Here is a 20,252-nt window from a genome sequence, read left to right as displayed (position 1 = left end):
GCCCCGCCCGCGACTTTAGGGGTTTTTAGACTTCCTTCTTAAAAACTGGGTTCGTCGGCAGAGGGGCCGTAACTGCCCGGAATCGGGATGTCGAGCAGACGCAGATAAACGCCCAACTGCGCCCGGTGGTGGACGATCTGGCTATACGCCATACGGATGGTTCCGCCTTTGGTGCTATCAAAAAGAACCTGCTCGCCCGAACGTAGCGTCCAGGGTTCATCAAGTTGAGATTCGGTTGCTTTTTTCAGACTTTCCTGCCCTTGCTTGAGACTTTTCTCCTGCAACGCCAATATCTCGGCTGTACTGTTGATCGAGGCTGGCGTATACGGGGCCGTTTCAAAATCCAGCTCTTCCGTAGTCAGCGCCAGCTCGACCCAGGAAGGTAATTCGGCGATGTGCGAAGCAAGAGAAACCATGGTCATACTTTTCGGGTGTGGCTGCCAGTCGAAGCGATCTTCGGGGATACGACTCAGCATTTTACGAGTGGTTTGCGCTTCCTGCTCCATTTCCTGAAGGAGCATTGGGATCAGATTGGCCATGAACAATAGGGGTTTGTTTGGTTCTCCAAAGTTCGGTGGAGACAGTGACAGCCCTATGTCAGTAGCGTTGCGGAATCGGCAAAAAAGGCTTGACGTAACGAAATTCGCGGAAAATGCTCGCCAGAACGAGGGATGTACGCATCAGAAACTATAGCCAATCTTGGCGCCGTACGATACGCTGAGAATCGCATATGGCGTGGGGCCGAACGTATCAAACCAGCCACGTGCATATCCATAAAAATAAGAGCCATCGGGCGACTGAAGTCGGTCTATATTCCGCCAACGTACGCCCAGCCCCAGATAGACATCGGCGAGCCAGCGGCTATCTGGAGCCAGCGCAAATTGACGCCCAAACTTGATGTGCCCACCCCAAACGTATTTGTGAATAGGTGCCGAGATAAACTGATAATATTGACATGGTCCCGAAGTACAACCCACACCAACGGTCCCCGTCTCCTGCGCGTCGATTTGTTTGTAAAGACCTTCAACTGCAATGTATCGGCCCCGAGGCTGATTGGTTTTGTTGAGGTAATAGCGCCATTCGACACGCCCCCGCCAGACTTCCCGATCGGTGTATCGCGTACTTTGGGAATTACGCCATAGATTCATGCCTTCCCAGCCGTAGCCAAATTCAAGGTGCACGCCATGATGCTGACCAAACAGCCGCTCAATGCCAAACTGAACCGTGTTGTCGGGATCGATCAAACTAAGCGGTGCAAACTTGACGACCGTACGACGAACTTTTTCATCCTCAAGCGCAGAAGAGAGCGGAAGTGATGGGGCCGATTGGGCCTGTGCAGTCAGTACGTTGCCCAGCAGCAGTCCCACAAAACCAATTGAACCTAGTAGTTTCATGGCTGAACAGGAATTTTACTGAGCAGTTTCAGTTGCTTCAGATCGGCGTAGCTGTACTGGTAAATACCATCGGGACCCGTAACAATCAGCCGTTTCTGGAGCGGAATCACGTCGTAGGTGCGTGTGCTGTCAAAATACTGTACTTCCCGAACGTTGGTTGGGTCGCTAATGTCCATAACGCGCAATCCATAATCGCCTTCGCCCACAAACAGGAACGTACCGTCAACGCCCAGACCGTGCGGATTTTTCATCGGATAACTACGTAGCAACTTCGGACTCGACAGATTACTGATGTCCACTACGTCGAGCGAGTTAACGGCGGTGTTCCGGCAGGTTGTGCCGCTCCGAAGTGTTACGTAGGCATAATTGCCTTGTGCGACAACCGGATCGCAGCTTTGAATATGGGTGTAAAGCGATAATTGGCGGGGATTGTTGGGTTGCGTAATATCGTAAATAAACATCCCCGTCTGTGTGCCGATAAACAGATTGTTACGGTAAGGGAAAATGGTTTCGATGCCAAAACCCAGCGGTATCTGAACGCCTTTTTTGGGATTGCCGCTGGTGGCAATATCATACGTTTGCAGCGCTGTATTGCTGACGGTGTATAAATTATTGCCGCTGATGGTAAAGCGAGCCGTAGAGCCCCCCACGCCAGCGCCCGGCGATACCGAATCGCTGCCTTTGTTGCAGGCCACCAGCAAAGCTGCGATTAATAACGAGTAGAGAAGTGATTTCATAAGAAAAGAAGGAGTCTAAGCTTCCTGTGAGCGAAATGTCAAAAACGGTTTACCGAAAACATTGCGGATTTTCGACGGGCGCTTTTTCCCAGCGAATGACGACCCCCCGTTCACGGTCGACGCACTCGAATCGCACGTTGGTTGCCAGGGGATAGGCCGGATACTCAAACGCATTTTCGATACGTTTCACCAGTCGAACGTTACGTGGGTCGGCGATGTTGAGCGCCACCAGATCCAGTACGTTATCGGCGTAGAGCGTGCTGTCTTTGACGGATAATTCCTGATTTCCCGGAATGGAAATAAAGGAAAGGTTCACCGGTTTCTGCGGGTCCCGGTTGTCGATGACGTGAATGCCGTTGCCCACCTCGTTGACAAACAGGTAATTGTCTTTTACGTAAATTTTCCCTGCATTTTTAAGTGGCTGTGGTCCCAGCGTTTCTACCATCCGAATGTCGGAGTAAGGAGCATAAACGGGCCGGTACGTATCGCCAATGGTGGGTGGTCCGGGTGGGGAATTGTGTTTGCATCCGTCGAGCGATAGGCAAACCGTAAGGGTAAGAAGAGCAGGAAGAAGTCGATTCATAGCGCGGATGTTTATAAGAGAGTGACACAAAAAGAAACAAAACCGTTGTAATTCGTAAGAAAAATTAACTTTGTTCGTACATACTCTCGAGTACTTGATTTCGATAAGACAGACCCTATGCAAACCGAAACGCCCCCTGCTACTGAATTCGACCCAACAGCTAAACCATCTAAATCAGATATTCTGGCTCATAAAAATGCTGAAGCCGAGCTTGGGGGCGGGCAGAAACGTATTGATGCCCAGCACGCTAAAGGAAAACTGACCGCTCGGGAACGTATCGCCCTGCTGGTCGACGAAGGCTCATTCGAGGAGATTGGTAAATTTGTGATGCACCGCACCCGCGATTTCGGGCTCGACAAAGAACATTACCTCGGCGATGGTGTCGTCACGGGTTATGGTACGGTCGATGGGCGGCTGGTCTACGTCTTTGCGCAGGATTTTACGGTGTTTGGCGGGGCTCTATCCGAAACACACGCCGAAAAAATCTGCAAACTCATGGACCTGGCCATGCAGAACGGCGCCCCCATTATTGGCCTGAACGATTCGGGTGGTGCGCGGATTCAGGAGGGCGTACTATCGCTGGCTGGTTATGCCGATATTTTTTACCGAAATACGAAAGCGTCGGGCGTGATTCCGCAATTGTCGGCCATTATGGGGCCGTGTGCGGGTGGTGCTGTGTATAGTCCGGCTATCACGGATTTTATTTTCATGGTCGAGAATACGAGCTATATGTTCGTGACCGGCCCGAACGTAGTGAAAACCGTTACGCACGAAACCGTTACGGCCGAAGAGTTGGGCGGAGCCAGTACGCACAGCACCAAATCGGGCGTAACGCATTTTGCCTGCGAAAACGAACTGGCCTGTATTCAGTACATCAAGCAATTGTTGAGCTACATTCCACAAAACTGTGAGGACGAACCGCCTATGCTGGCGTATGAACCTTCTAATGAAAATCGTCCCGGTCTGAACACCATTATTCCCGACAATCCGAATCAGCCGTACGACATGCGTGAGGTGATTGAGGAGTTGGTAGACGCGGATAGTTTCATGGAAGTACACAAGAATTTCGCGGAGAATATTGTCGTTGGTTTCGCCCGGATTGCGGGACGTAGCATTGGTGTAATTGGAAATCAGCCAGCGGTATTGGCCGGAGTGCTCGACATTAACGCCAGCACGAAAGCCGCCCGTTTTGTGCGTTTCTGCGACTGTTTTAACGTACCGTTGCTAGTCCTCGAAGACGTACCGGGTTTCCTGCCCGGCACCGATCAGGAGTGGAACGGCATCATCACCAACGGCGCTAAACTGTTGTTTGCTTTCTGCGAAGCTACCGTGCCGCGTGTTACGGTCATTACGCGCAAAGCCTACGGGGGCGCCTACGACGTAATGAATTCCAAACACATCGGCGCCGACCTGAACTACGCCTGGCCATCGGCTGAAATTGCCGTAATGGGAGCCAGTGGAGCCGCCGAAATTATTTTCAAACGCGAAATTGCCGAAGCCGACGATCCACAGGCCAAGTTGCAGGAGAAAGTGCTGGAATACACCGAAAAGTTTGCCAATCCGTACCGGGCCGCGCACCGGGGCTACATCGACGAGGTAATCATGCCCGATCAAACCCGCCAGAAACTGATACGTGCTTTCCAGATGCTGGAGAACAAAGTCGCCAGTATGCCGAAGAAAAAACACGGCAATATTCCGCTATAAAGGCAGCCTTGTCGTCTCGAAATAATTCTGCTTCGGTTGTAAACGAAAAACGAAATGACCAATCCAATGCCCAAACAATCGGGTAGCTTACTAAAAACCGTACTGATCGGGCTAGGAATTATCGTTTTAATTGCCTTGCTAGTCGGTACGTTAACCGTCTTATTCCCTTAAGCGACACCTGCAGATGGACGTTCGTTTCATGAAAAAAAAGATTCTGTTAGCGGGTGCGGCAGGTGTGATCGGACAACGACTGTCGCGGTTGCTAGTTGAAGATGGTTGGCCGGTAGTTGGTACTACGCGTTCTCCGCAGAAAGCGGCCAAACTACGTTCCATTGGCATCGAACCTGTTGTGGTTGATGTGTTTGATACAGAGTCGCTACGTAGTGTGTTGGCTACCGTCCGCCCTGAAATCGTTATCCATCAACTAACCGATTTGCCGCCCGGCCTCGATCCGGCCAAAATGCCCGAGGCCGCCGTACGGAATGCCCGCATCCGGGATGTTGGAACACGCAATTTGCTGAACGCAGCCTTACCGGTTGGGGTAGAGCGGGTAATTGCCCAAAGCATTGCGTTTGTGTATGCGCCAGGTTCAATGCCCTATACTGAAGATGCGCCACTCGATCCATCAGCACAGGGTGTAATTAGCCTGGAACAGCAAGTGCTAAGCGCTCCCCTCGAAAGCATTGTGCTACGTTACGGCCGATTTTATGGGCCCGAAACGGGTTTTAACACTCCGCCCGACGGGTGCGCCGTACATGTCGACGCTGCCGCTGATGCGGCCCGCCGGGCCATTACGCAAGGGGAACGTGGTGTTTATAACATTGCCGAAGACGGCGGAACCGTTTCGACGACGAAGGCAACGCGTGAGCTTGGCTGGCAAGCCGATTTTCGTATTAATTAGACAACGTATCAACCGCTTCCAGAATCACCGAACAGGCTTCCCGAATCTGCTCTTCGGTAATAATCAGTGGCGGAGCGATTCGCATGGAGTTATCGCAGAACAGAAACCAGTCGGTAATGACGCCCACCGGATTACTGTCGATGGCGTGGTCAATAATCGGTTTCAGTACGTCGAACGAGTCGAATTCAACGGCCAGCATCAGCCCTTTGCCGCGCACTTCCCGAATGGCCGGGTGCTTCAGCAATTGCCGGAACAACTGACCTTTTGCCTCGGCCTGCTCGTACAGCTTTTCATTCTGGATCACCTGCAACGTAGCGAGTGAAGCGGCAGCCGAAACCGGGTGACCACCGAACGTAGTGATGTGCCCAAGAATCGGGTTGTTTTTGAATACGCCCATTATCTCCGCCGAGCTGATGAACGCGCCGATGGGCATACCGCCACCCATGCCTTTGGCACACAACAGCACATCGGGCACTACGTCGAAACTTTCGAAGGCCCAGAACGTAGCAGTACGTCCGAAACCCGTCTGGATCTCATCGAAAATCAGTAACGCACCAACCTCGGTACATCGCTGCCGGACAGCCTGCAGATACGTAGCGTCGGGTACGCGCACGCCCGCTTCGCCCGCGATGACTTCCATAATAACAGCCGCAGTTCGTTCGCTAATCTGCTCTATATCATTCCAGTTTCTAGCCCGAATATGGCGAATGCCGGGAAGAAGAGGACGGTAATTACGTTTGAAATTTTCATCGCCCGAGAGAGACAGAGCACCCTGCGTAGAACCATGATATGCGTTAAAGCAACTGATGATTTCGGTTCGGCCCGTGTACCGTTTGGCCAGCTTCATAGCTCCTTCAACCGCTTCCGTCCCAGAGTTAGTGAAGTAGACATTATCCAGAGTCGGCGGCAAGGTTTGGGAAAGCGCGTGCGCCAATTGGGTCTGGGGCGTTTGCACGTATTCGCCATACACCATCAGGTGCATGTATTTATCCAGCTGACTGTGAATGGCTTCCAGTACGTGTGGATGCCGGTGCCCGACGTTGCTCACGCCGATTCCCGAAATCAAATCGATGTAGCGCTGTCCGCCAGATCCGTGTAAATAAATGCCTTCAGCCCGATCGATTTCCAGCGCTAAAGGAAAGTCGGACGTTTGGGCGACGTGCTGAAAAAATAACTGCCGGTGGGTAACCGCGTGCATAGTCAAATGGTCGTAAACGATTCTGATTCTACAATCTCAACCATCAAATCAGTTGTTTTGGTTCTGTCAAAATGGGAGACCAATTATTTCCAGAAACTGTAAAGTAATTTCTTTCCTGATTCGTCATCCTCTGTAGAACAACAGATTAAAGCACGAATCACAATGAACAACACACTTGTAAAATCCATTTTAGCGGGCCTGCTCATCGGAGCGGCTTTGTTTGTTATGCCGTTCTTTCTAATACGGTTCGTATTCTTTGTGCTGATTATTAGCGCTCTATTTCGCCTATTTGGCGGAGGGCGTTTTCGTCGGGGCGGATGGGGGCCAGGCTGGAGATATGGCCGGGACTATGCGTTTACTGACCGGATTCGTCAGATGAGCGATGATGAGTACAATCAGTTCAGGCAACGCTATGCGTATGATCGTTGCGGTCAGAACGACGATCGCAAATCAACAGATAATCCAACCACTGAAAGTACAACCAACACAACCGTTAAACCCGCATAATTAATGAGAAATCGCTTAAATCCCTGGGTTGTCGTGTTGACGGCGGCCCTTACTTTCGGAAGCCTGATGGCTTTTGTTGGTCCACGTTCGTTTGGTCATCATTGGGGATATCACGGACATTATGGTCGTCATGGCTGGTACGGGCCGCACGACCGGCATCGTTACGACGAACGCTATGATGGGCATCGTTCGGAACGGCACGCTGATGAGGCTCCTGCAAAACCCGATACGGGTACGTATCAGTAATAAATGGAAACTAATAACCTAGCAAGGCAATCCAGCAGTTGGATTGCCTTTTTTATGTTAGGAAATTGTTATGCTTCTGCCCGCCAGTAAGCTAAGCAGTATGATAAACGAACTTCGTCCTTACATTTGATAGATTTCGTTCGATGGATATGACTAAACAAATCCTGCTCGTTTCATCTATACTACTTTTACTTGCCGCTGGCTTCACCCAAAAACTAGAAGACCAGCCACTGTATCGATTACCTATAAAGACGGTGCAGGATCTGCATGATTTTTTCAGATGGTCCGATCAGAAAAAACCGATTATTAGCGGCCATCGAGGAGGCATGGTGAAAGGGTTTCCCGAAAATTCGATTGCTACGTTCGAAAATACGCTGAAGCATACTCCTGCTTTCTACGAAATTGATCCGCGTTTAACCAAAGACAGCGTCATTGTTTTGATGCACGACGAGACGCTGGACCGAACCACCACGGGCCACGGAAAAGTGCACGATTTTACCTGGGCTGAATTGCAAAAACTATTTTTAAAAGATGCAGAAGGGAACGTAACGGATCACCGGATTCCGACGCTGGCCGAAGCAATTGAGTGGGCACGGGGAAAAACCGTTTTGAATCTGGATAAAAAGGACGTGCCGTTCCCGATGATTGCGGCCATTATTCGAAAACACAAAGCCGATGCGTTTGTAATGCTTACGGTACATACGGCTGAACAGGCTCGCTACTATTACGACGATAATAATGAGCGCATGTTTTCGGCTTTTGTGAAAACACCGCAGGCGATGGCTGAATACGAAAAGGCGGGCATTCCGTGGAGCCACATGATTGCCTACATCGGCCCCGACATTAAACCGGAAAATGGGGAAATGTACAAATTGTTGCACGCCAAAGGCGTCATGTGCATGATCTCGTCGGCACCGACTTACGACAAATTGGCTACCAAATCGGAGAGACTGGCCGCGTATCAGGCCATTGTCAAGGACGGAGCCAGCATTCTGGAGTCGGATTTGCCGATCGAAGTGGCCGAAGCGTTACGTTTATTGGAGGCTGACAAAAAGTAGATGCCTGGATTAAGAATACTTTATGATTCTGTACGGACCGAAAGGCGGATAAATCTGTAGATTACCTTTGGCCGAAGAAATTAGCTCAATTTATTTATGAAATCGAAGATCATTACGCTCGCTGCTTTAACCTTGCTTCGCTTTATGCCTGCTACGGCTCAATCTTTTTCGTTCTCACTCTCGAATTATACGTATACGCCAACACAATTAATTGTCGGTACGTTGCGCGCGAAGGAGCCGGTTAGTCGCTATACACTGGTTGGTCCGAACGCTGCCTTATTTTCGGTTAATAAAGCCAATGGGTTAGTAATCAACGCTAAAGCCGTTAGCGCGGATAAGCCCTGGTACGACGTAGTGATTGAAGGAAAGACTGCCAAAGGAACTCTGCGCGATACGTTGCGGGTGGTGAAGGACAGCTTTATCCGGAATCAGGTGATTGCACACCGGGGCGCCTGGAAACAGTCGGGAACGACAGAAAATTCGCTAATGTCGCTTCAGAACGCGGTTAAACTAGGGTGCATGGGCAGCGAATTCGATGTGCATATGTCGTCAGACTCAGTACTGTTCGTTAATCACGACCATGCCATTCAGGGCGTAGAAATTGAAAAGACGCCAGCGGCTGAATTGTCGAAAATCAAGCTGAGTAATGGCGAGTCGCTGCCTACGCTGGAATCCTATTTGCGGGAAGGCATGAAGCAGACGCGCACGAAACTGATTCTGGAAATTAAAACGTCGAAGCTGGGCAAGGAACGGTCGCTGGCGCTGACGGAGCGGGTGGTCAATATGGTGCATGACCTGAAAGCCCAGGCCTGGACTGAGTACATTGCCTTTGATTACGACGTCTGTAAAAAAGTAAAAGAACTAAGTCCTGAAGCCGCCGTTTCGTATTTGAATGGCGATAAAACCCCGGAACAGTTAGCCGCCGATCACTTAAATGGATTTGATTATCACTACAGCGTACTACGTAAAAACGAAAACTGGATGCAGGATGCCAGCCAGCGCAAACTGACAACCAACGTCTGGACGGTGAATAGCGAAACGGATTTGCGTTGGTTTCTGGATCATAAAGTTGATTACATCACCACCAACGAACCCGAATTGTTGCTGACCTTACTACGTCCGTAGTCGCTTCCCTGTGGGGTCAGGTTCTAAACCTGACCCAATAGGTTTCTCAAAACCTCATCTGTATGTGATTTAACTTCTTCGGGTTTTGAGAAGCCTCACCATGTCGGGTTTAAGAACCCGACATCACGACTGCCCCAATTTCGGTTCAATCCAAAGAGCTGTAAAACAAATCACAAACAACAAAAGCCAGCCCCATTCGGGAAGTTTGGCTATAGCTTTTCGGTCCGCTGCTTCGAGTACATCCAGATTCTGATGAGCCAGCATAAACTGACGGACAATGTGATTCGTACGTAATGGCGCTGTGGATTCCTCTACGTAAATCGCCAGTGAATCCTGCATCGTTTGCCAACCCGATTCGCGGAACGATGATGTTCCTTTGGCCAGCCGGTCGTTCAGAGCGGAATAGGTGAGAGCCAACTTATCGTTCCCAACCCGAATCGTTTGGTATCGGCTGGACGGATTGTTTATATAAATCGTCTGCTGAATTCCCTGATAAATGGGTGCTTCTGTCTGAATCGTGTTTTTATCCGCTTGTGACAGGCGAGCCAGAACCGCCATCCAGACGCGGTTATACGTAGCGCTATCGCCACTGAGCGAAAGTGGATATGTTTCGCTCAGTAAACTAACGCCCACTCGCCCGTTGGTTTGCTGCACAGCTATCGGATAGCCCGGAACCATAAACTGATTAAGGTTGTCGGCGAAACGGTAGGGGAGAGCCGTCAGATTAGTGCCCACCGGAACAGTGGCTTCGTTCGATGTTTTGCGAACCTGCCAGCTTGAGCCAGTACCCTGATTGATACTCCGGCAATCGGTTTCCGGATTGGTAAGGTTAATGAACAGAACCCCTTTCCCGTCAGCAACAGCTTTGCGAACTGCTACGTTGTTGGCATTAGTGGGCTCGGTAACAATCAGATCAGGCGCTATTTTTCCGGTTGACTTAGCGGATTTATTGATGCTGACGTTGCTGCTGATGTCTTTAGAGAGCGTAGCGGATAATTGAACTGAATGGCCATGCTTTCCTAACCAGTCGGCCAGTGTTTTGCTCTCAAAATCAGGACTGTTGAGCAAAAATTGAACCGAAAGCGGCTGGGTCCGCCGAGCAAAAAAACGAACCGTATCAAGCGTATTTGGTTCTAAGACGAGCTCTACCTGGCTCTGTCCTTGTGTGAAAGCTGGAAAACGGAGGTTAAACGAATTTTCACCCTTTTGCAGCATACTGCTGTCCAGCGTTTTATTGCCAAACCGTAAACGTAGCAGCTGCTCTTTTGAGGATGCGATCCGACCCGTTACGTGTTGCATCTCGCCCTGACGGACCATGCTTTTCCAGCGAATATCCTGCAACTGATCAGGGCCGCTGTACGGAATCCATTGCAGACGGGCGTTACTGAGTTGAGTGAGTAGTTCAACCGGGAAATTCTGGCCAACTAACGTAACGGAATCATATTCCGGCTTAAAGTTTCGACTGGTAAAACTCTCGCGGATAGAAAGGCTGTCTTTCAAACGATTCGTAAAGGCAGACGGTACGTTGTCAGCAATCAATAAAGCATGAGTAGCAGGCTTGGCCACGGGCCATTGAATTTGCAGAAAGTAGCCAGTCAGTACCAGACAGAGCATTACGTTCAATCCGACCCGAATCCATTTTCGCCCATTTGTTAGCGATTGATTCCGGGCAATGAGCCAGAGCTGGCCAATCAGCACGATTAGCAACGTAACGGCAATGACCCAGTTGATTGAATTTGTCCAGTTAACGGTGGTTTGCATAACGTAGTAATTTGACCGGGAAGGCTACCTAGCGCAACTTTCGCCAGAAAGTCTGTTGCAGCGTTCGGTCGCTGGCGTAAGACGGCCCGGTTTGCTCCGATGCATTCGTCAGCACGTAGAGTTTCGTTTTCAATTGCGTTTTTTCCTGGCTCGAAAGCGGTTTCCCGACGGCTAATTTTTGTAAGCCTGCCAGTATTGCCCAGTTTTGCAGACCGCTACTCACTACGTTATTTGCCAGCGCGTTGCCTAGTTGTTGCACCGTTTGACGTTGACGGGCATCGAGTTTAGGTAAGTCGAGATAACCGAGTGTTTCGGCAACCAGAGCCTCGATACGCTGCTGGCTGTACGTACGCGATTGATCAAAGGAAGTTGTTACGTTTTTTAGCTCACCGGTCAGTCGGGTTTCCTTTTCTTTCGTCTGGGGCGGATCGAAGCCGGTTTTCTTGACGTACGACCGAGCTTTCTGTTGTGATAATTTCAGGTATTTGAGCGCTTCCTGCTCAAAGGGCAACGCTTTTTCAGGCTCGTAGAGTCGCAGATGCAGTTCCGATTGCCACATATTTTCCAGCGCCATTTTCAGCAACGAGCGCGTTGATTGCTCATGGAACGTATTGGTTTCGGCGTCGTCGTGCGAGTGCATGTACTGTTCCATCAAAGCCGCCAGTGGGTCTTTGCTATCATCCGACTTGCCCCCTCCGCCATGATTGTGTCCATCGTCGGCTGAGTGGGCTTGTACAGGCGCGGGCGCGGCAGTCGTGTGTTCACCTTCGCCCTCGTCGTGTTTATGCATATAGGCCTGAATAGCAGCCATTCCGGCTACAACGGCCCCATCGTTGTTAGTCGGTAGAGGATTGCCTCCACCGATGTTTTTTTCAAACTCTTCACCCAGAAACTGACCGTACCGCAGACGTAGCGCTTTCTGATCGAAACCGATTTCGTTCGATTGGCTCTTGAATGGTTTAGGCGCCATTTTTTTACGGCCTGCAATCAGCTTTTCGGTGTCGATAATAATCTGCCGCTGACTTCGGAAATACTCCGGCATGATATTGACCGCCATCGTCGCCAGTTCACTCTCTTCAGTCTTTGTCGTGTCTTTATAGACGACAAAATACGTATCGGACTTGGTGAAATTGGGTTCGGGCTGCCGGTTGTCAAAAGCGGCCCAGTAATAATACAGTTCGTCGCCGGGAGCAAATTGTAAGGCGTTCAGATCGAGGGTTTTTGTGATTCGGGCTTCTTTGAAATTACGCTGATCGAGCGGCATTTTTATTTCCCGGAATTTTACATTTTCGCCCGATCCCCGCGCTACGGTCGCTACAATAAACGCCTGCGTTACGCTGAAATCATCCGAAAACTTAGCCACTACGTTCAGCGATTTCGGATCTTTCAGGTAATGAAATCGATACAGTTCTTTGGATTCCGGTTCAATTCTAGGCGCTAAATCGGGTTTGGCTTCGAGTCGATAAAAATCTGACTGATAAATTAGTGAATCTCGTTTCGTATCCGTTCGCCAATAGGCTTTGATGGAATACAAGCCCGAATTGATCAGTCGATCCTGATACGTAAATCCTTCGCCGTTTTGCCGAAAGGCCAGTTCCTGACCACGATTGCTCACTAGCCGGACCGATAGCTGTCGGGTGTTGCTGAAACGCACTTGCCATGTCAGCGACGAACCGACCATTGCGGAGACATTCAGATTCGACGAATTGACAACGGGTAAGCGCGTGTAAGCGGGGGGCTGAACCTGCAACGTAGCGCTCTGAAACGTAGGAGGGGTGGCTTTCTGTTCGGGTACAAACGCTTCCAGAAAACCACGCTTTTTGGGCGTATTAGGCGTATCATTCTGTAAGAATGGATAACCAAAATGGATACCGAGAACGGCCAGTAAAATCAGCCCATACGTGCCGATTTTTGACCATACAACAACGGGAATACGAACGTTCTGGATGTGTTCATTCAACCGGTCGAGCTGTAACTGTTCGGCCAGATTGAGCTGCGGTTTACTGAGTAACGGCAAGCTGTATTCTACGTCGCCGACAGTCTGATGTATCAGCCGAATGGCCTGAGACTGTTTGTTCTGATAGAGTTTGCTCAGAAAAACACCTGCTCCAAATCCGGCAATACCAACCAGAATGGGCCATACAGTTGGTCCGGTGAAAGTTGCCGTGAGCAGATAAGCCGATGCCGCCAGCAGGAAGCAACGTAGCAGCGCGTTTGCATAAAGCTGGTACGTAACCGACGAGATAAGGCGTTTCAGTTCGTTCATGCGTTTCGGGTTAAAGCGAGCCAACGTTCGAGTCCTAATAAACCAACAAATACCAGCAATAGTGCGTTTTGCAAACCGGCCTCTTGTTGCGTATTGGGCTTGGCCGACGTAACGAACAGGGCCTTTAAATCCTGCTGACTCAATGATTTTTTGCTTTTGCTGAGTCCGTAATACGTTAAAAATTGTTCGCCCAGCCATTCAGGTAACTGGCCCGTTTCAACCCGCTCAGACGTTTGGGGCGTTAAGGTTTCGTTCGTGAAAATGACGTTATCGAATGGAATAGGTTGCTTGATTCCCGAAACAATGTAAAGCGTTTGTTTCGATGGTTTTCGGGGCAATTGATCGGTTAAAATCAATTCGTATTGCCGATTCGGCACCGGCCGCTCGTCAACCGTCAGGTCAAGCGAGTAGACATCGGCCAGAGCGGCCAGGGCGGCCTTTACAGTTTGCCGTTCCTGTGCGTTACGGTACGTTACCAACGTAGCGACCGTTCCCGAATGAGCCGGAGCGGACTGGTAACGTAGCGTCGGATCGAGTGTAGGACTGCTGGTCAATTTCCCGGCTCGGTTGATAAATAGTTTTTTGCCGCCTTTTGCTGTTAAATAGCCATGTGGTTGAGTCACCGAATCGGGCATTGTGTGCAATCGAAATCTAGCCGGAACCGTAATGGCTGGAACGCTTGCTAAATCCTGATTTGCTGTGATGTACAAATGCAGCTCTGTGTTTTTGGCGTCGAGCTTGTTAATGGCTGTTTGCAGACGTAGCGGACTGAAGTCAGATGGCTTTTGCGGAAGCGTAAGCTGATCGCTCACGGGTTCCAGTTGTTCATCGGCCCAAACGACCTGTTCTCCTTTTTTCTGGGCTTCACTCAACTCGAAGCGGAAGTTGTCGGTCACCGATGTACTGGGCTGCACGAGATGAATTCTCTGAATGGCGGGTGGTTTTGCGAACCAGTTCAGAATCGGTTGAGCGAGCAGAATTGCCAGCAAAATCAGCAATAGGCATCTGACAATCAGTAGAAAAATATTGTCGAGCCGAATGCCACGACTTTGCTGTTGCTGACTTTCGGTGAGCCATTGCGTGGCCGCCCAGGGCAATAATTTCCCCTGCTTCTGATGCCAGAAGTGAATGGCTATTGGAATAGCAACAGCCAAAGCTCCCCACAATAAATATGGCTCAACGAATTGCATATCAACTCAGTAAAAACTCTTTTAACACCAGCGCAATCGGATCGCTCAATCGCGTACGAATCAGCCGAACGTGCGGGATACGTAGCGCAGTTTCCAGTTGGCTCAAATAATCGGTAGCGCGTTGCCGAACGGTTTCCCGAATAGCATCGGCCTGTAATTCAATCTCTTTGCCTGTTTCCAGATCCTGAAATCGATAAAAGCCATTCATCGAGAAATCAATTTCCTGATCGCCCAGAATCTGGAAGAGGACAATCTCGCGACGCGGCCCGGCAATCGTCTGAATCAGGTTTATCCACTCGTCGTTGATCTGTAAAAAATCGGATGCGATGATCAGCATCTCCGCCTGTTTACGGCCAAACTCCGGGATGGAAGCCGCCTGTTTTTCCCAGGCCCCTGCTGCCTGCACTGTTTCGAGCGTAGCCACAATCTTCTGAAACCGTGGCGACGGACCGACCTGCTTTCCAGCCGGTACTGCCGCTTCGACCAGACCGTTACGTAGCGTGTACAAACTCACCTGATCGCCCTGCCGATTACCCAGATAGGCCAGCGACGCCAGCAGAATTTTCGCGTATTGTAATCGGCTGACCCCCGCTTCGGCGTAGTTCATCGACCCTGATAAATCCAGTAGCAATCGGATTTGCTGATTGCTCTCTGTTGATGATTCACGTACCAGATAATGACTGGTTTTGGCGAAAAGCTTCCAGTCAATACGTTTCGGATCGTCGCCTGGTACGTAGTGTCTGAACTGCTCAAACTCCGTCCCGATCCCCGACCGTCGGCTATGCTGAATGCCCAGCATCAACTCATCACTGACCAGTTTACCAGCCAGCTGCAAATTGTTGAGTTTAATGAGGTCGTTGATGAGCATGATTTATTGAGTTCGAAAATTCCTGAAGTTGTCCTTTGATTCTAATCTCCCTTTAGTGGCTTGAGGGCGAAGAGTTAGTCTCTACGACAGTCTTAGTTCAGTCAGTAACTGCTTGATAACCATGTCCGTCGTGATGCCTTCGGCTTCGGCGCGGAAGTTGAGTGCAATGCGGTGGCGCAGAATTGGATAGGCCAGCGTCTGAATATCTTCCGGAATAACCGAGAAGCGTTCGTTCAAAACGGCGCGAGCTTTCGCACACAGAACCAACGCCTGACCAGCACGTGGCCCAGCGCCCCACTGACTCCACTGCTTAACGAAAGCCGAAGGAGAATCTGCTGGACGGGTAGCGCGCACGAGTTTATTGATATAACCAATCAATTCGTCGCTGATGTGTACCTGACGGGTAAGCGTTTGCAAGTCGAGAATGTCCTGATCGGACAGGATGGTATTCAACTCCGGACGGTTGGTTCCGGTTGTGCTCTTTAATACGTTCAGCTCTTCCGTTTCTGAAGGGTAAATGAGCTTTATATACAGCAGAAACCGGTCTAATTGCGCTTCGGGAAGGGGATACGTACCGGCCTGCTCAATGGGGTTTTGAGTAGCAATGATCAGAAACGGTTTGGGCAATGCATAATCGGTGCCGTTGTACGTAACCTTATACTCCTGCATGGCCTCAAGCATGGCGGCCTGGGTTTTGGGGGGCGTCCGGTTGATTTCGTCGGCGAGTACTACGTTGGCGAACAGTGGCCCCCGATTAAAGACAAATACTTTATGGCCCGTTTCATGATCGTCTTCCAGAATTTCGGTGCCAACAATATCGCCGGGCATCAGGTCGGGCGTAAACTGAATGCGTTTGAAATGCATAGCCAGTGCATCCGACATCGTTTTCACCATCAGCGTTTTAGCTAATCCGGGTACACCTTCGAGCAGACAGTGCCCGCCCGCTAAAAGTGCAATCAGTACTTCGCTAATCGCTTCCTGTTGTCCGATGATTACTTTGCCAATTTCGCTACGTAGCTGGGGCAGTTTCGCCACCAGTTTTTTGTAATGGGTTAAGTCTGTTGATTCCAATTTTTTATCTATCAGGTTGTAAAGAAGAAATGAATAATGAACAACGTAGACTGAAACAGACGATCTGAAACCTCATTTTTTGTTTTACATTATTCATTACTAAGCGGTTAGTGCGTACGTAACAATGTTTACGCCAAACTTGGTATTGTCCTCCGCCAGAAAGCGTTTGTTCCGAAAGTCGTAATCCCACTCGCAGCCGTAGTCTTTGTTGCTGTAAAGCACACCGATACGTCCATTAATCGTGATGGCTTTCAGGTAATCGTGCACTAGGTCGTCGCCCCAGCCGTTCAGCTCAAACGACGTAGTGGGCGGACCTTCATCAAATTTGAAAAAACACGTGTAGATAGGATGCGTATTGGGGATTTTCTGTAAAGCCTTCGGGCCAAATGTTCGCGCCATTTCCTGCTCAAACGACTTGGCAAACAAGCCGTCAACATCATGATTACAGTCATCGACAAACACAAAGCCGCCGTTCTGAACGTAGCGCTTGAAGTGATCGCGCTCCTGCGTCGAAAACTCGACCAGTTTGTGGCCGCTGAGGTAGCAGAACGGACTTTTGAAAATGTCGGGACTGCTCAATTGCACCACCTTCTCCTTCTGATCGACCGGCAACGTCGTGTACTCCACCAGTGAATGCATCAGGTTCGATGGCATTCGCTGATCGGTATCCCAATCGCCGGAGGTGTATTGAATTCGGGTGAAGAAGAACGGTTTCAAGAGTGGTTCGTTGAGTTAAAAATGACTGCTAGAGCTGTTTTTCCATGATAAAATCTTCCATCAGAAAACCATCGCCAATGTCGATATCTTCCTGACCGACTATGGTAAATCCCACTCGTTCGTAAAACTGCACGGCTTTGTTATATCGGTTCACGTTTAATCCCAGCCGATCATTCTTATACGTAGCAGCTCGTTCAGCTACCTTGTCAATCAGCGATCGGCCTATGCCTTTTCCCTGGCTGGCTGGTAACAGGCATATTTTATGAATCTTGGTTAACGCTTCTCGTTTATAATTTAACTCGTACGATACGTAACCCAGATGTTCACCAGTGCTTTCGTCTTTGGCTAACAGAAAAACGTGTTTTTTTTCGTTAATCTGACTTCTGAGTGCATCCAGGCTATACATCATCTCCAGCATATAACTGATCTGCGAAGACGACAAAATTGCTCCAAACGTACCTGGCCAGGTTTTGTAAGCAATCTCCCGAATAATCGGTAGCTCGGCTTCCGTAACGTCGGTAATAACAATCATTGTAGTTTGTTCGTCAATCATCTTCGTCACTACGTTCAATATCCGATTTAGTCCAGGCCATCAGCAGACTATCCTCAAAAGAACCGTCGCTATTTCGTGTTTTATTTCTCATACGTCCTTCCAGAACGAATCCTAAACTTTGGTATAAGCCGATGGATTTCTGATTAGATGACCTCGACTCAAGCTCGACCCGCCGTACTTCAGGAAAGCTGTGCTGCACTTCGTCAAGGAATGCCTGAAATACCATTTTCCCTATTCCCTTTCCCTGATAATCAGGATGAACCGCGATGGTCAAGCCTGTCAGGATATGATCAAAGATACGCAATCCGTATTTTGACGCGTGTATCTCAGCAATCAGCTGATCGGGGGTATCAACCGCAACCAGCATCAACCCATCTGTTGCAATCGTTGCGAATAAGCCTTCAACGTATTGATCGGTTATTTCGGCTTCTGTCCGGGCAATTCCCTGACTAATGGCCGCAACGTTCTGATGTAATGCAAGAATGGCTTCTTTATCCTGAAACCTTGCCTGTCGAATAGTAATCATGTTACGTTCTTTCACACTCATCATCTTTAAGCGTGAAAGGCTCTATTATTTTCTTACACAGCGTCCGATAAACTTGTAAACGTAAACTCCCGAATTTTCATCGGCGGAATCAGGTAATTCCGATCCGTTTCCGTACTAACCACACGCTCCGGTTTGCCGAGCGCTTCCAGATTGTTCAGCATGATGATTGGACTTTCGTTGAAGCGGAAATTCTTCACCGGGTGCTTTATTTTCCCGTTCTCAATGTAGAACGTACCGTCACGGGTGAGGCCGGTCAGCAAAATCGTTTGTGGGTCAACCTCGCGGATGTACCAGAGTTTCGTAACCAGAATACCACGCTGGGTGCTCTTGATCATGTCCTCCAGCGAAGATGTGCCTCCGGCCATGATCATGTTATTAGGAAAAGGAGTGGCCTTTTTGCCCGTTTTCTGCGCCCAGTAACGTCCATACGCCAGGTTTTTGACTACCCCTTTTTCAATCCACATGGTTTTTTCCTGAGGGCGCCCATCGCCCGACCAGGGCGAAGCGGGTAGGTCAGGATTGGTTGGATCGGAAGAGATCGTCACGCGTTCATCCACGATTTTATCGCCAATCCGCGATTTGCCTCCCGCCTTGCTAAAGTACGAACGGCCTTCGTCGGCGGAGCGGGCGTCCATATTGAAAAAGATATTTTCGAGTAGAACAGCCGCAGCTGTTGGCTCCAGAATCACCGTGTATTTTCCTGGCTCAATGGCCCGCGCTTCGGCCGATCCCTGCGCTTTCTGAATAGCAATGCGAGTGGCTTCGGCTGTATCAAGCTTGCTGAAATCACTATAGCCACGTGCTACGTATCCCGAGCCTTTGCCATCGTTGGTACGTACCGTCAGCGAAAAATTGACATTCGTACTGGGATAGTACGCGAACAGGCCCTTGGAATTCATCATGGCACTGTATCCGTAATTGTCCTGGAGAAAACCAGCCGCAACCAGATTTTTCTCGCGGGCAAGCTGAAGGCTCTTGTTCACCGCATCGGCTCTCGTATCGGGCGTTATGTTCGCTATCGACTCGAAGAAACCCGAAGATTGAATGTACTGCTGCGGACCCAGAACACCTACATATTCCGGATTTTCGGGAGCAAGTTTGGCCAGCTCTTCCGAACGACGTACCACTTTTTCCAGCGAGGCATCGTCGAACTCGTCAATCGTGGCTGTACCTACTTTTTTGCCAAAAGCCGACTGAACGGCTAAATTTTTATTGATGAGTGAGCCGCTGGTCGATACCTCGTTGCGAGCGTAGCGAAGATTTCCCCGGTATTCGCCCAGCAGATTTATTTCACACTCGTCGGCTTTCGAGTAACTTAATACTTTGGTGAGCAAAGCCTTAGCTTCGGCTTCAGTAAGAATAATGGCCATATTTCTAATGTATGATGTAGGATGTAGGATATATGGTTTATGTATGATGATGGGGAGGAGAACATACCTCCTATAGCATACAGCATATATCCTACATCTTTCTAGATCTTTCGAGCGGTATTGATGACGTTCACCCCGTTGAAACGTGCCGTTGAACTGCCGTGCGAAACCGCACTCGATTGGGGAGGCTGGCCTTTACCATCGAAGAACGAGCCACCCAGTCGGTAGTCGCTCTGGTCACAAACCGCCACGCAGGAGTTCCAGAACTCACGTGTGTTGGCCTGATAGGCTACGTCCTTGAGCATACCCGCAATCTGACCATCCTTGATCTCGTAAAACAACTGACCCCCAAACTGGAAATTATACCGCTGCTGATCAATCGAGAACGAGCCATCCCCAATGATGTAGATGCCCTTCTTGACATCCTTGATCATCTGCTGGACCGACAAGGGCGTC

The 20,252-nt window shown here is 49.7% G+C and carries 21 protein-coding genes; 6 read left to right on the top strand and 15 right to left on the bottom strand.

From position 1 onward, the window contains the following. Positions 1 to 38 precede the first annotated feature (38 nt). The 4 genes from ACOJS8_RS21510 to ACOJS8_RS21495 all read right to left on the bottom strand — a co-directional run bounded on the left by ACOJS8_RS21510 (position 39) and on the right by ACOJS8_RS21495 (position 2,714). A complete protein-coding gene (locus ACOJS8_RS21510) occupies positions 39 to 539 on the bottom strand; it encodes a DinB family protein (protein WP_420150612.1) in 501 nt (166 codons plus the stop codon). A gap of 141 nt (positions 540 to 680) precedes the next feature. Next, entirely contained in the window at positions 681 to 1,394 is a 714-nt protein-coding gene (locus ACOJS8_RS21505; RefSeq protein ID WP_420150611.1) for a hypothetical protein, read from the bottom strand. Continuing rightward, positions 1,391 to 2,131: an LVIVD repeat-containing protein gene (locus tag ACOJS8_RS21500; RefSeq protein WP_420150610.1), complete on the bottom strand. Its 741-nt coding sequence runs from the start codon at positions 2,129 to 2,131 to the stop codon at positions 1,391 to 1,393. Before ACOJS8_RS21500 ends, ACOJS8_RS21505 begins: the two co-directional genes overlap by 4 nt. Positions 2,132 to 2,180: 49 nt before the next feature. Further along, positions 2,181 to 2,714 (bottom strand): hypothetical protein, encoded by a 534-nt coding sequence (locus tag ACOJS8_RS21495; RefSeq protein ID WP_420150609.1) that lies wholly within the window; start codon positions 2,712 to 2,714, stop codon positions 2,181 to 2,183. A 117-nt stretch (positions 2,715 to 2,831) separates the two neighbouring features. On the opposite strand from ACOJS8_RS21495, the gene ACOJS8_RS21490 reads away from it, so the two are divergent. Together ACOJS8_RS21490 and ACOJS8_RS21485 are read left to right on the top strand one after the other, a co-directional pair. Next, positions 2,832 to 4,418 (top strand): acyl-CoA carboxylase subunit beta, encoded by a 1,587-nt coding sequence (locus ACOJS8_RS21490; RefSeq protein WP_420150608.1) that lies wholly within the window; start codon positions 2,832 to 2,834, stop codon positions 4,416 to 4,418. A 199-nt stretch (positions 4,419 to 4,617) separates the two neighbouring features. Beyond that, a complete protein-coding gene (locus ACOJS8_RS21485) occupies positions 4,618 to 5,319 on the top strand; it encodes an NAD-dependent epimerase/dehydratase family protein (RefSeq protein WP_420150607.1) in 702 nt (233 codons plus the stop codon). Here the strand turns inward: ACOJS8_RS21485 and ACOJS8_RS21480 are convergent. Next, positions 5,312 to 6,517 (bottom strand): aspartate aminotransferase family protein, encoded by a 1,206-nt coding sequence (locus tag ACOJS8_RS21480; protein ID WP_420150606.1) that lies wholly within the window; start codon positions 6,515 to 6,517, stop codon positions 5,312 to 5,314. The two genes, ACOJS8_RS21485 and ACOJS8_RS21480, sit on opposite strands and share 8 nt — an antisense overlap. Before the next feature lie 162 nt (positions 6,518 to 6,679). Between ACOJS8_RS21480 and ACOJS8_RS21475 the strand changes: the two genes are divergently transcribed. The 4 genes from ACOJS8_RS21475 to ACOJS8_RS21460 all read left to right on the top strand — a co-directional run bounded on the left by ACOJS8_RS21475 (position 6,680) and on the right by ACOJS8_RS21460 (position 9,453). Beyond that, positions 6,680 to 7,024, top strand: coding sequence for a hypothetical protein (locus tag ACOJS8_RS21475; protein WP_420150605.1), 345 nt, complete (start codon positions 6,680 to 6,682; stop codon positions 7,022 to 7,024). 3 nt (positions 7,025 to 7,027) lie between these two features. Then, positions 7,028 to 7,270, top strand: coding sequence for a hypothetical protein (locus ACOJS8_RS21470; RefSeq protein WP_420150604.1), 243 nt, complete (start codon positions 7,028 to 7,030; stop codon positions 7,268 to 7,270). 149 nt (positions 7,271 to 7,419) lie between these two features. Continuing rightward, the gene (locus ACOJS8_RS21465; RefSeq protein ID WP_420150603.1) at positions 7,420 to 8,328 is read left to right on the top strand and encodes a glycerophosphodiester phosphodiesterase family protein; all 909 of its coding nucleotides are present in this window, start codon (positions 7,420 to 7,422) and stop codon (positions 8,326 to 8,328) included. A 96-nt stretch (positions 8,329 to 8,424) separates the two neighbouring features. Next, entirely contained in the window at positions 8,425 to 9,453 is a 1,029-nt protein-coding gene (locus ACOJS8_RS21460; protein ID WP_420150602.1) for a glycerophosphodiester phosphodiesterase, read from the top strand. 123 nt (positions 9,454 to 9,576) lie between these two features. On the opposite strand, the gene ACOJS8_RS21455 is transcribed toward ACOJS8_RS21460, so the two are convergent. From ACOJS8_RS21455 to ACOJS8_RS21410, 10 genes are all read right to left on the bottom strand, one after another. Then, positions 9,577 to 11,214, bottom strand: coding sequence for a hypothetical protein (locus tag ACOJS8_RS21455; RefSeq protein ID WP_420150601.1), 1,638 nt, complete (start codon positions 11,212 to 11,214; stop codon positions 9,577 to 9,579). 28 nt (positions 11,215 to 11,242) lie between these two features. Continuing rightward, a complete protein-coding gene (locus tag ACOJS8_RS21450; RefSeq protein WP_420150600.1) occupies positions 11,243 to 13,480 on the bottom strand; it encodes a hypothetical protein in 2,238 nt (745 codons plus the stop codon). Further along, a complete protein-coding gene (locus ACOJS8_RS21445) occupies positions 13,477 to 14,670 on the bottom strand; it encodes a BatA domain-containing protein (RefSeq protein WP_420150599.1) in 1,194 nt (397 codons plus the stop codon). The genes ACOJS8_RS21450 and ACOJS8_RS21445 overlap by 4 nt, the downstream gene beginning before the upstream one ends. A gap of 1 nt (position 14,671) precedes the next feature. After that, on the bottom strand, positions 14,672 to 15,538 hold the full coding sequence (locus ACOJS8_RS21440; RefSeq protein WP_420150598.1) for a DUF58 domain-containing protein: 867 nt from the start codon (positions 15,536 to 15,538) through the stop codon (positions 14,672 to 14,674). Between the two features lie 81 nt (positions 15,539 to 15,619). After that, the gene (locus tag ACOJS8_RS21435) at positions 15,620 to 16,609 is read right to left on the bottom strand and encodes an AAA family ATPase (RefSeq protein WP_420150597.1); all 990 of its coding nucleotides are present in this window, start codon (positions 16,607 to 16,609) and stop codon (positions 15,620 to 15,622) included. A gap of 99 nt (positions 16,610 to 16,708) precedes the next feature. Beyond that, entirely contained in the window at positions 16,709 to 17,326 is a 618-nt protein-coding gene (locus tag ACOJS8_RS21430) for a DUF4159 domain-containing protein (RefSeq protein WP_420150596.1), read from the bottom strand. Positions 17,327 to 17,354: 28 nt separating this feature from the next. After that, entirely contained in the window at positions 17,355 to 17,858 is a 504-nt protein-coding gene (locus ACOJS8_RS21425) for a GNAT family N-acetyltransferase (RefSeq protein WP_420150595.1), read from the bottom strand. A 13-nt stretch (positions 17,859 to 17,871) separates the two neighbouring features. After that, positions 17,872 to 18,405: a GNAT family N-acetyltransferase gene (locus ACOJS8_RS21420; RefSeq protein ID WP_420150594.1), complete on the bottom strand. Its 534-nt coding sequence runs from the start codon at positions 18,403 to 18,405 to the stop codon at positions 17,872 to 17,874. Positions 18,406 to 18,458: 53 nt separating this feature from the next. Continuing rightward, positions 18,459 to 19,796, bottom strand: coding sequence for a TldD/PmbA family protein (locus ACOJS8_RS21415; RefSeq protein ID WP_420150593.1), 1,338 nt, complete (start codon positions 19,794 to 19,796; stop codon positions 18,459 to 18,461). A gap of 101 nt (positions 19,797 to 19,897) precedes the next feature. Next, a partial coding sequence (locus ACOJS8_RS21410; RefSeq protein WP_420150592.1) for a metallopeptidase TldD-related protein occupies positions 19,898 to 20,252 on the bottom strand: 355 nt, incomplete at its 5' end.

Source organism: Spirosoma sp. (assembly GCF_048594605.1).
In the GTDB taxonomy this organism is placed as follows: Bacteria; Bacteroidota; Bacteroidia; order Cytophagales; family Spirosomataceae; genus Spirosoma.
The sequence above is the reverse complement of the archived record's forward strand: the minus strand, read 5'-3'. Positions and strand labels throughout refer to the sequence as shown.

Excerpts from the sequence above, each read along its gene's own strand:
- ACOJS8_RS21510 (WP_420150612.1), bottom strand. The coding sequence starts at position 539 with ATGGCCAATCTGATCCCAATGCTCCTTCAGGAAATGGAGCAGGAAGCG.
- ACOJS8_RS21505 (WP_420150611.1), bottom strand. The coding sequence starts at position 1,394 with ATGAAACTACTAGGTTCAATTGGTTTTGTGGGACTGCTGCTGGGCAAC.
- ACOJS8_RS21500 (WP_420150610.1), bottom strand. The coding sequence starts at position 2,131 with ATGAAATCACTTCTCTACTCGTTATTAATCGCAGCTTTGCTGGTGGCC.
- ACOJS8_RS21495 (WP_420150609.1), bottom strand. The coding sequence starts at position 2,714 with ATGAATCGACTTCTTCCTGCTCTTCTTACCCTTACGGTTTGCCTATCG.
- ACOJS8_RS21490 (WP_420150608.1), top strand. The coding sequence starts at position 2,832 with ATGCAAACCGAAACGCCCCCTGCTACTGAATTCGACCCAACAGCTAAA.
- ACOJS8_RS21485 (WP_420150607.1), top strand. The coding sequence starts at position 4,618 with ATGAAAAAAAAGATTCTGTTAGCGGGTGCGGCAGGTGTGATCGGACAA.
- ACOJS8_RS21480 (WP_420150606.1), bottom strand. The coding sequence starts at position 6,517 with ATGCACGCGGTTACCCACCGGCAGTTATTTTTTCAGCACGTCGCCCAA.
- ACOJS8_RS21475 (WP_420150605.1), top strand. The coding sequence starts at position 6,680 with ATGAACAACACACTTGTAAAATCCATTTTAGCGGGCCTGCTCATCGGA.
- ACOJS8_RS21470 (WP_420150604.1), top strand. The coding sequence starts at position 7,028 with ATGAGAAATCGCTTAAATCCCTGGGTTGTCGTGTTGACGGCGGCCCTT.
- ACOJS8_RS21465 (WP_420150603.1), top strand. The coding sequence starts at position 7,420 with ATGACTAAACAAATCCTGCTCGTTTCATCTATACTACTTTTACTTGCC.
- ACOJS8_RS21460 (WP_420150602.1), top strand. The coding sequence starts at position 8,425 with ATGAAATCGAAGATCATTACGCTCGCTGCTTTAACCTTGCTTCGCTTT.
- ACOJS8_RS21455 (WP_420150601.1), bottom strand. The coding sequence starts at position 11,214 with ATGCAAACCACCGTTAACTGGACAAATTCAATCAACTGGGTCATTGCC.
- ACOJS8_RS21450 (WP_420150600.1), bottom strand. The coding sequence starts at position 13,480 with ATGAACGAACTGAAACGCCTTATCTCGTCGGTTACGTACCAGCTTTAT.
- ACOJS8_RS21445 (WP_420150599.1), bottom strand. The coding sequence starts at position 14,670 with ATGCAATTCGTTGAGCCATATTTATTGTGGGGAGCTTTGGCTGTTGCT.
- ACOJS8_RS21440 (WP_420150598.1), bottom strand. The coding sequence starts at position 15,538 with ATGCTCATCAACGACCTCATTAAACTCAACAATTTGCAGCTGGCTGGT.
- ACOJS8_RS21425 (WP_420150595.1), bottom strand. The coding sequence starts at position 17,858 with ATGATTGTTATTACCGACGTTACGGAAGCCGAGCTACCGATTATTCGG.
- ACOJS8_RS21420 (WP_420150594.1), bottom strand. The coding sequence starts at position 18,405 with ATGATTACTATTCGACAGGCAAGGTTTCAGGATAAAGAAGCCATTCTT.
- ACOJS8_RS21415 (WP_420150593.1), bottom strand. The coding sequence starts at position 19,796 with ATGGCCATTATTCTTACTGAAGCCGAAGCTAAGGCTTTGCTCACCAAA.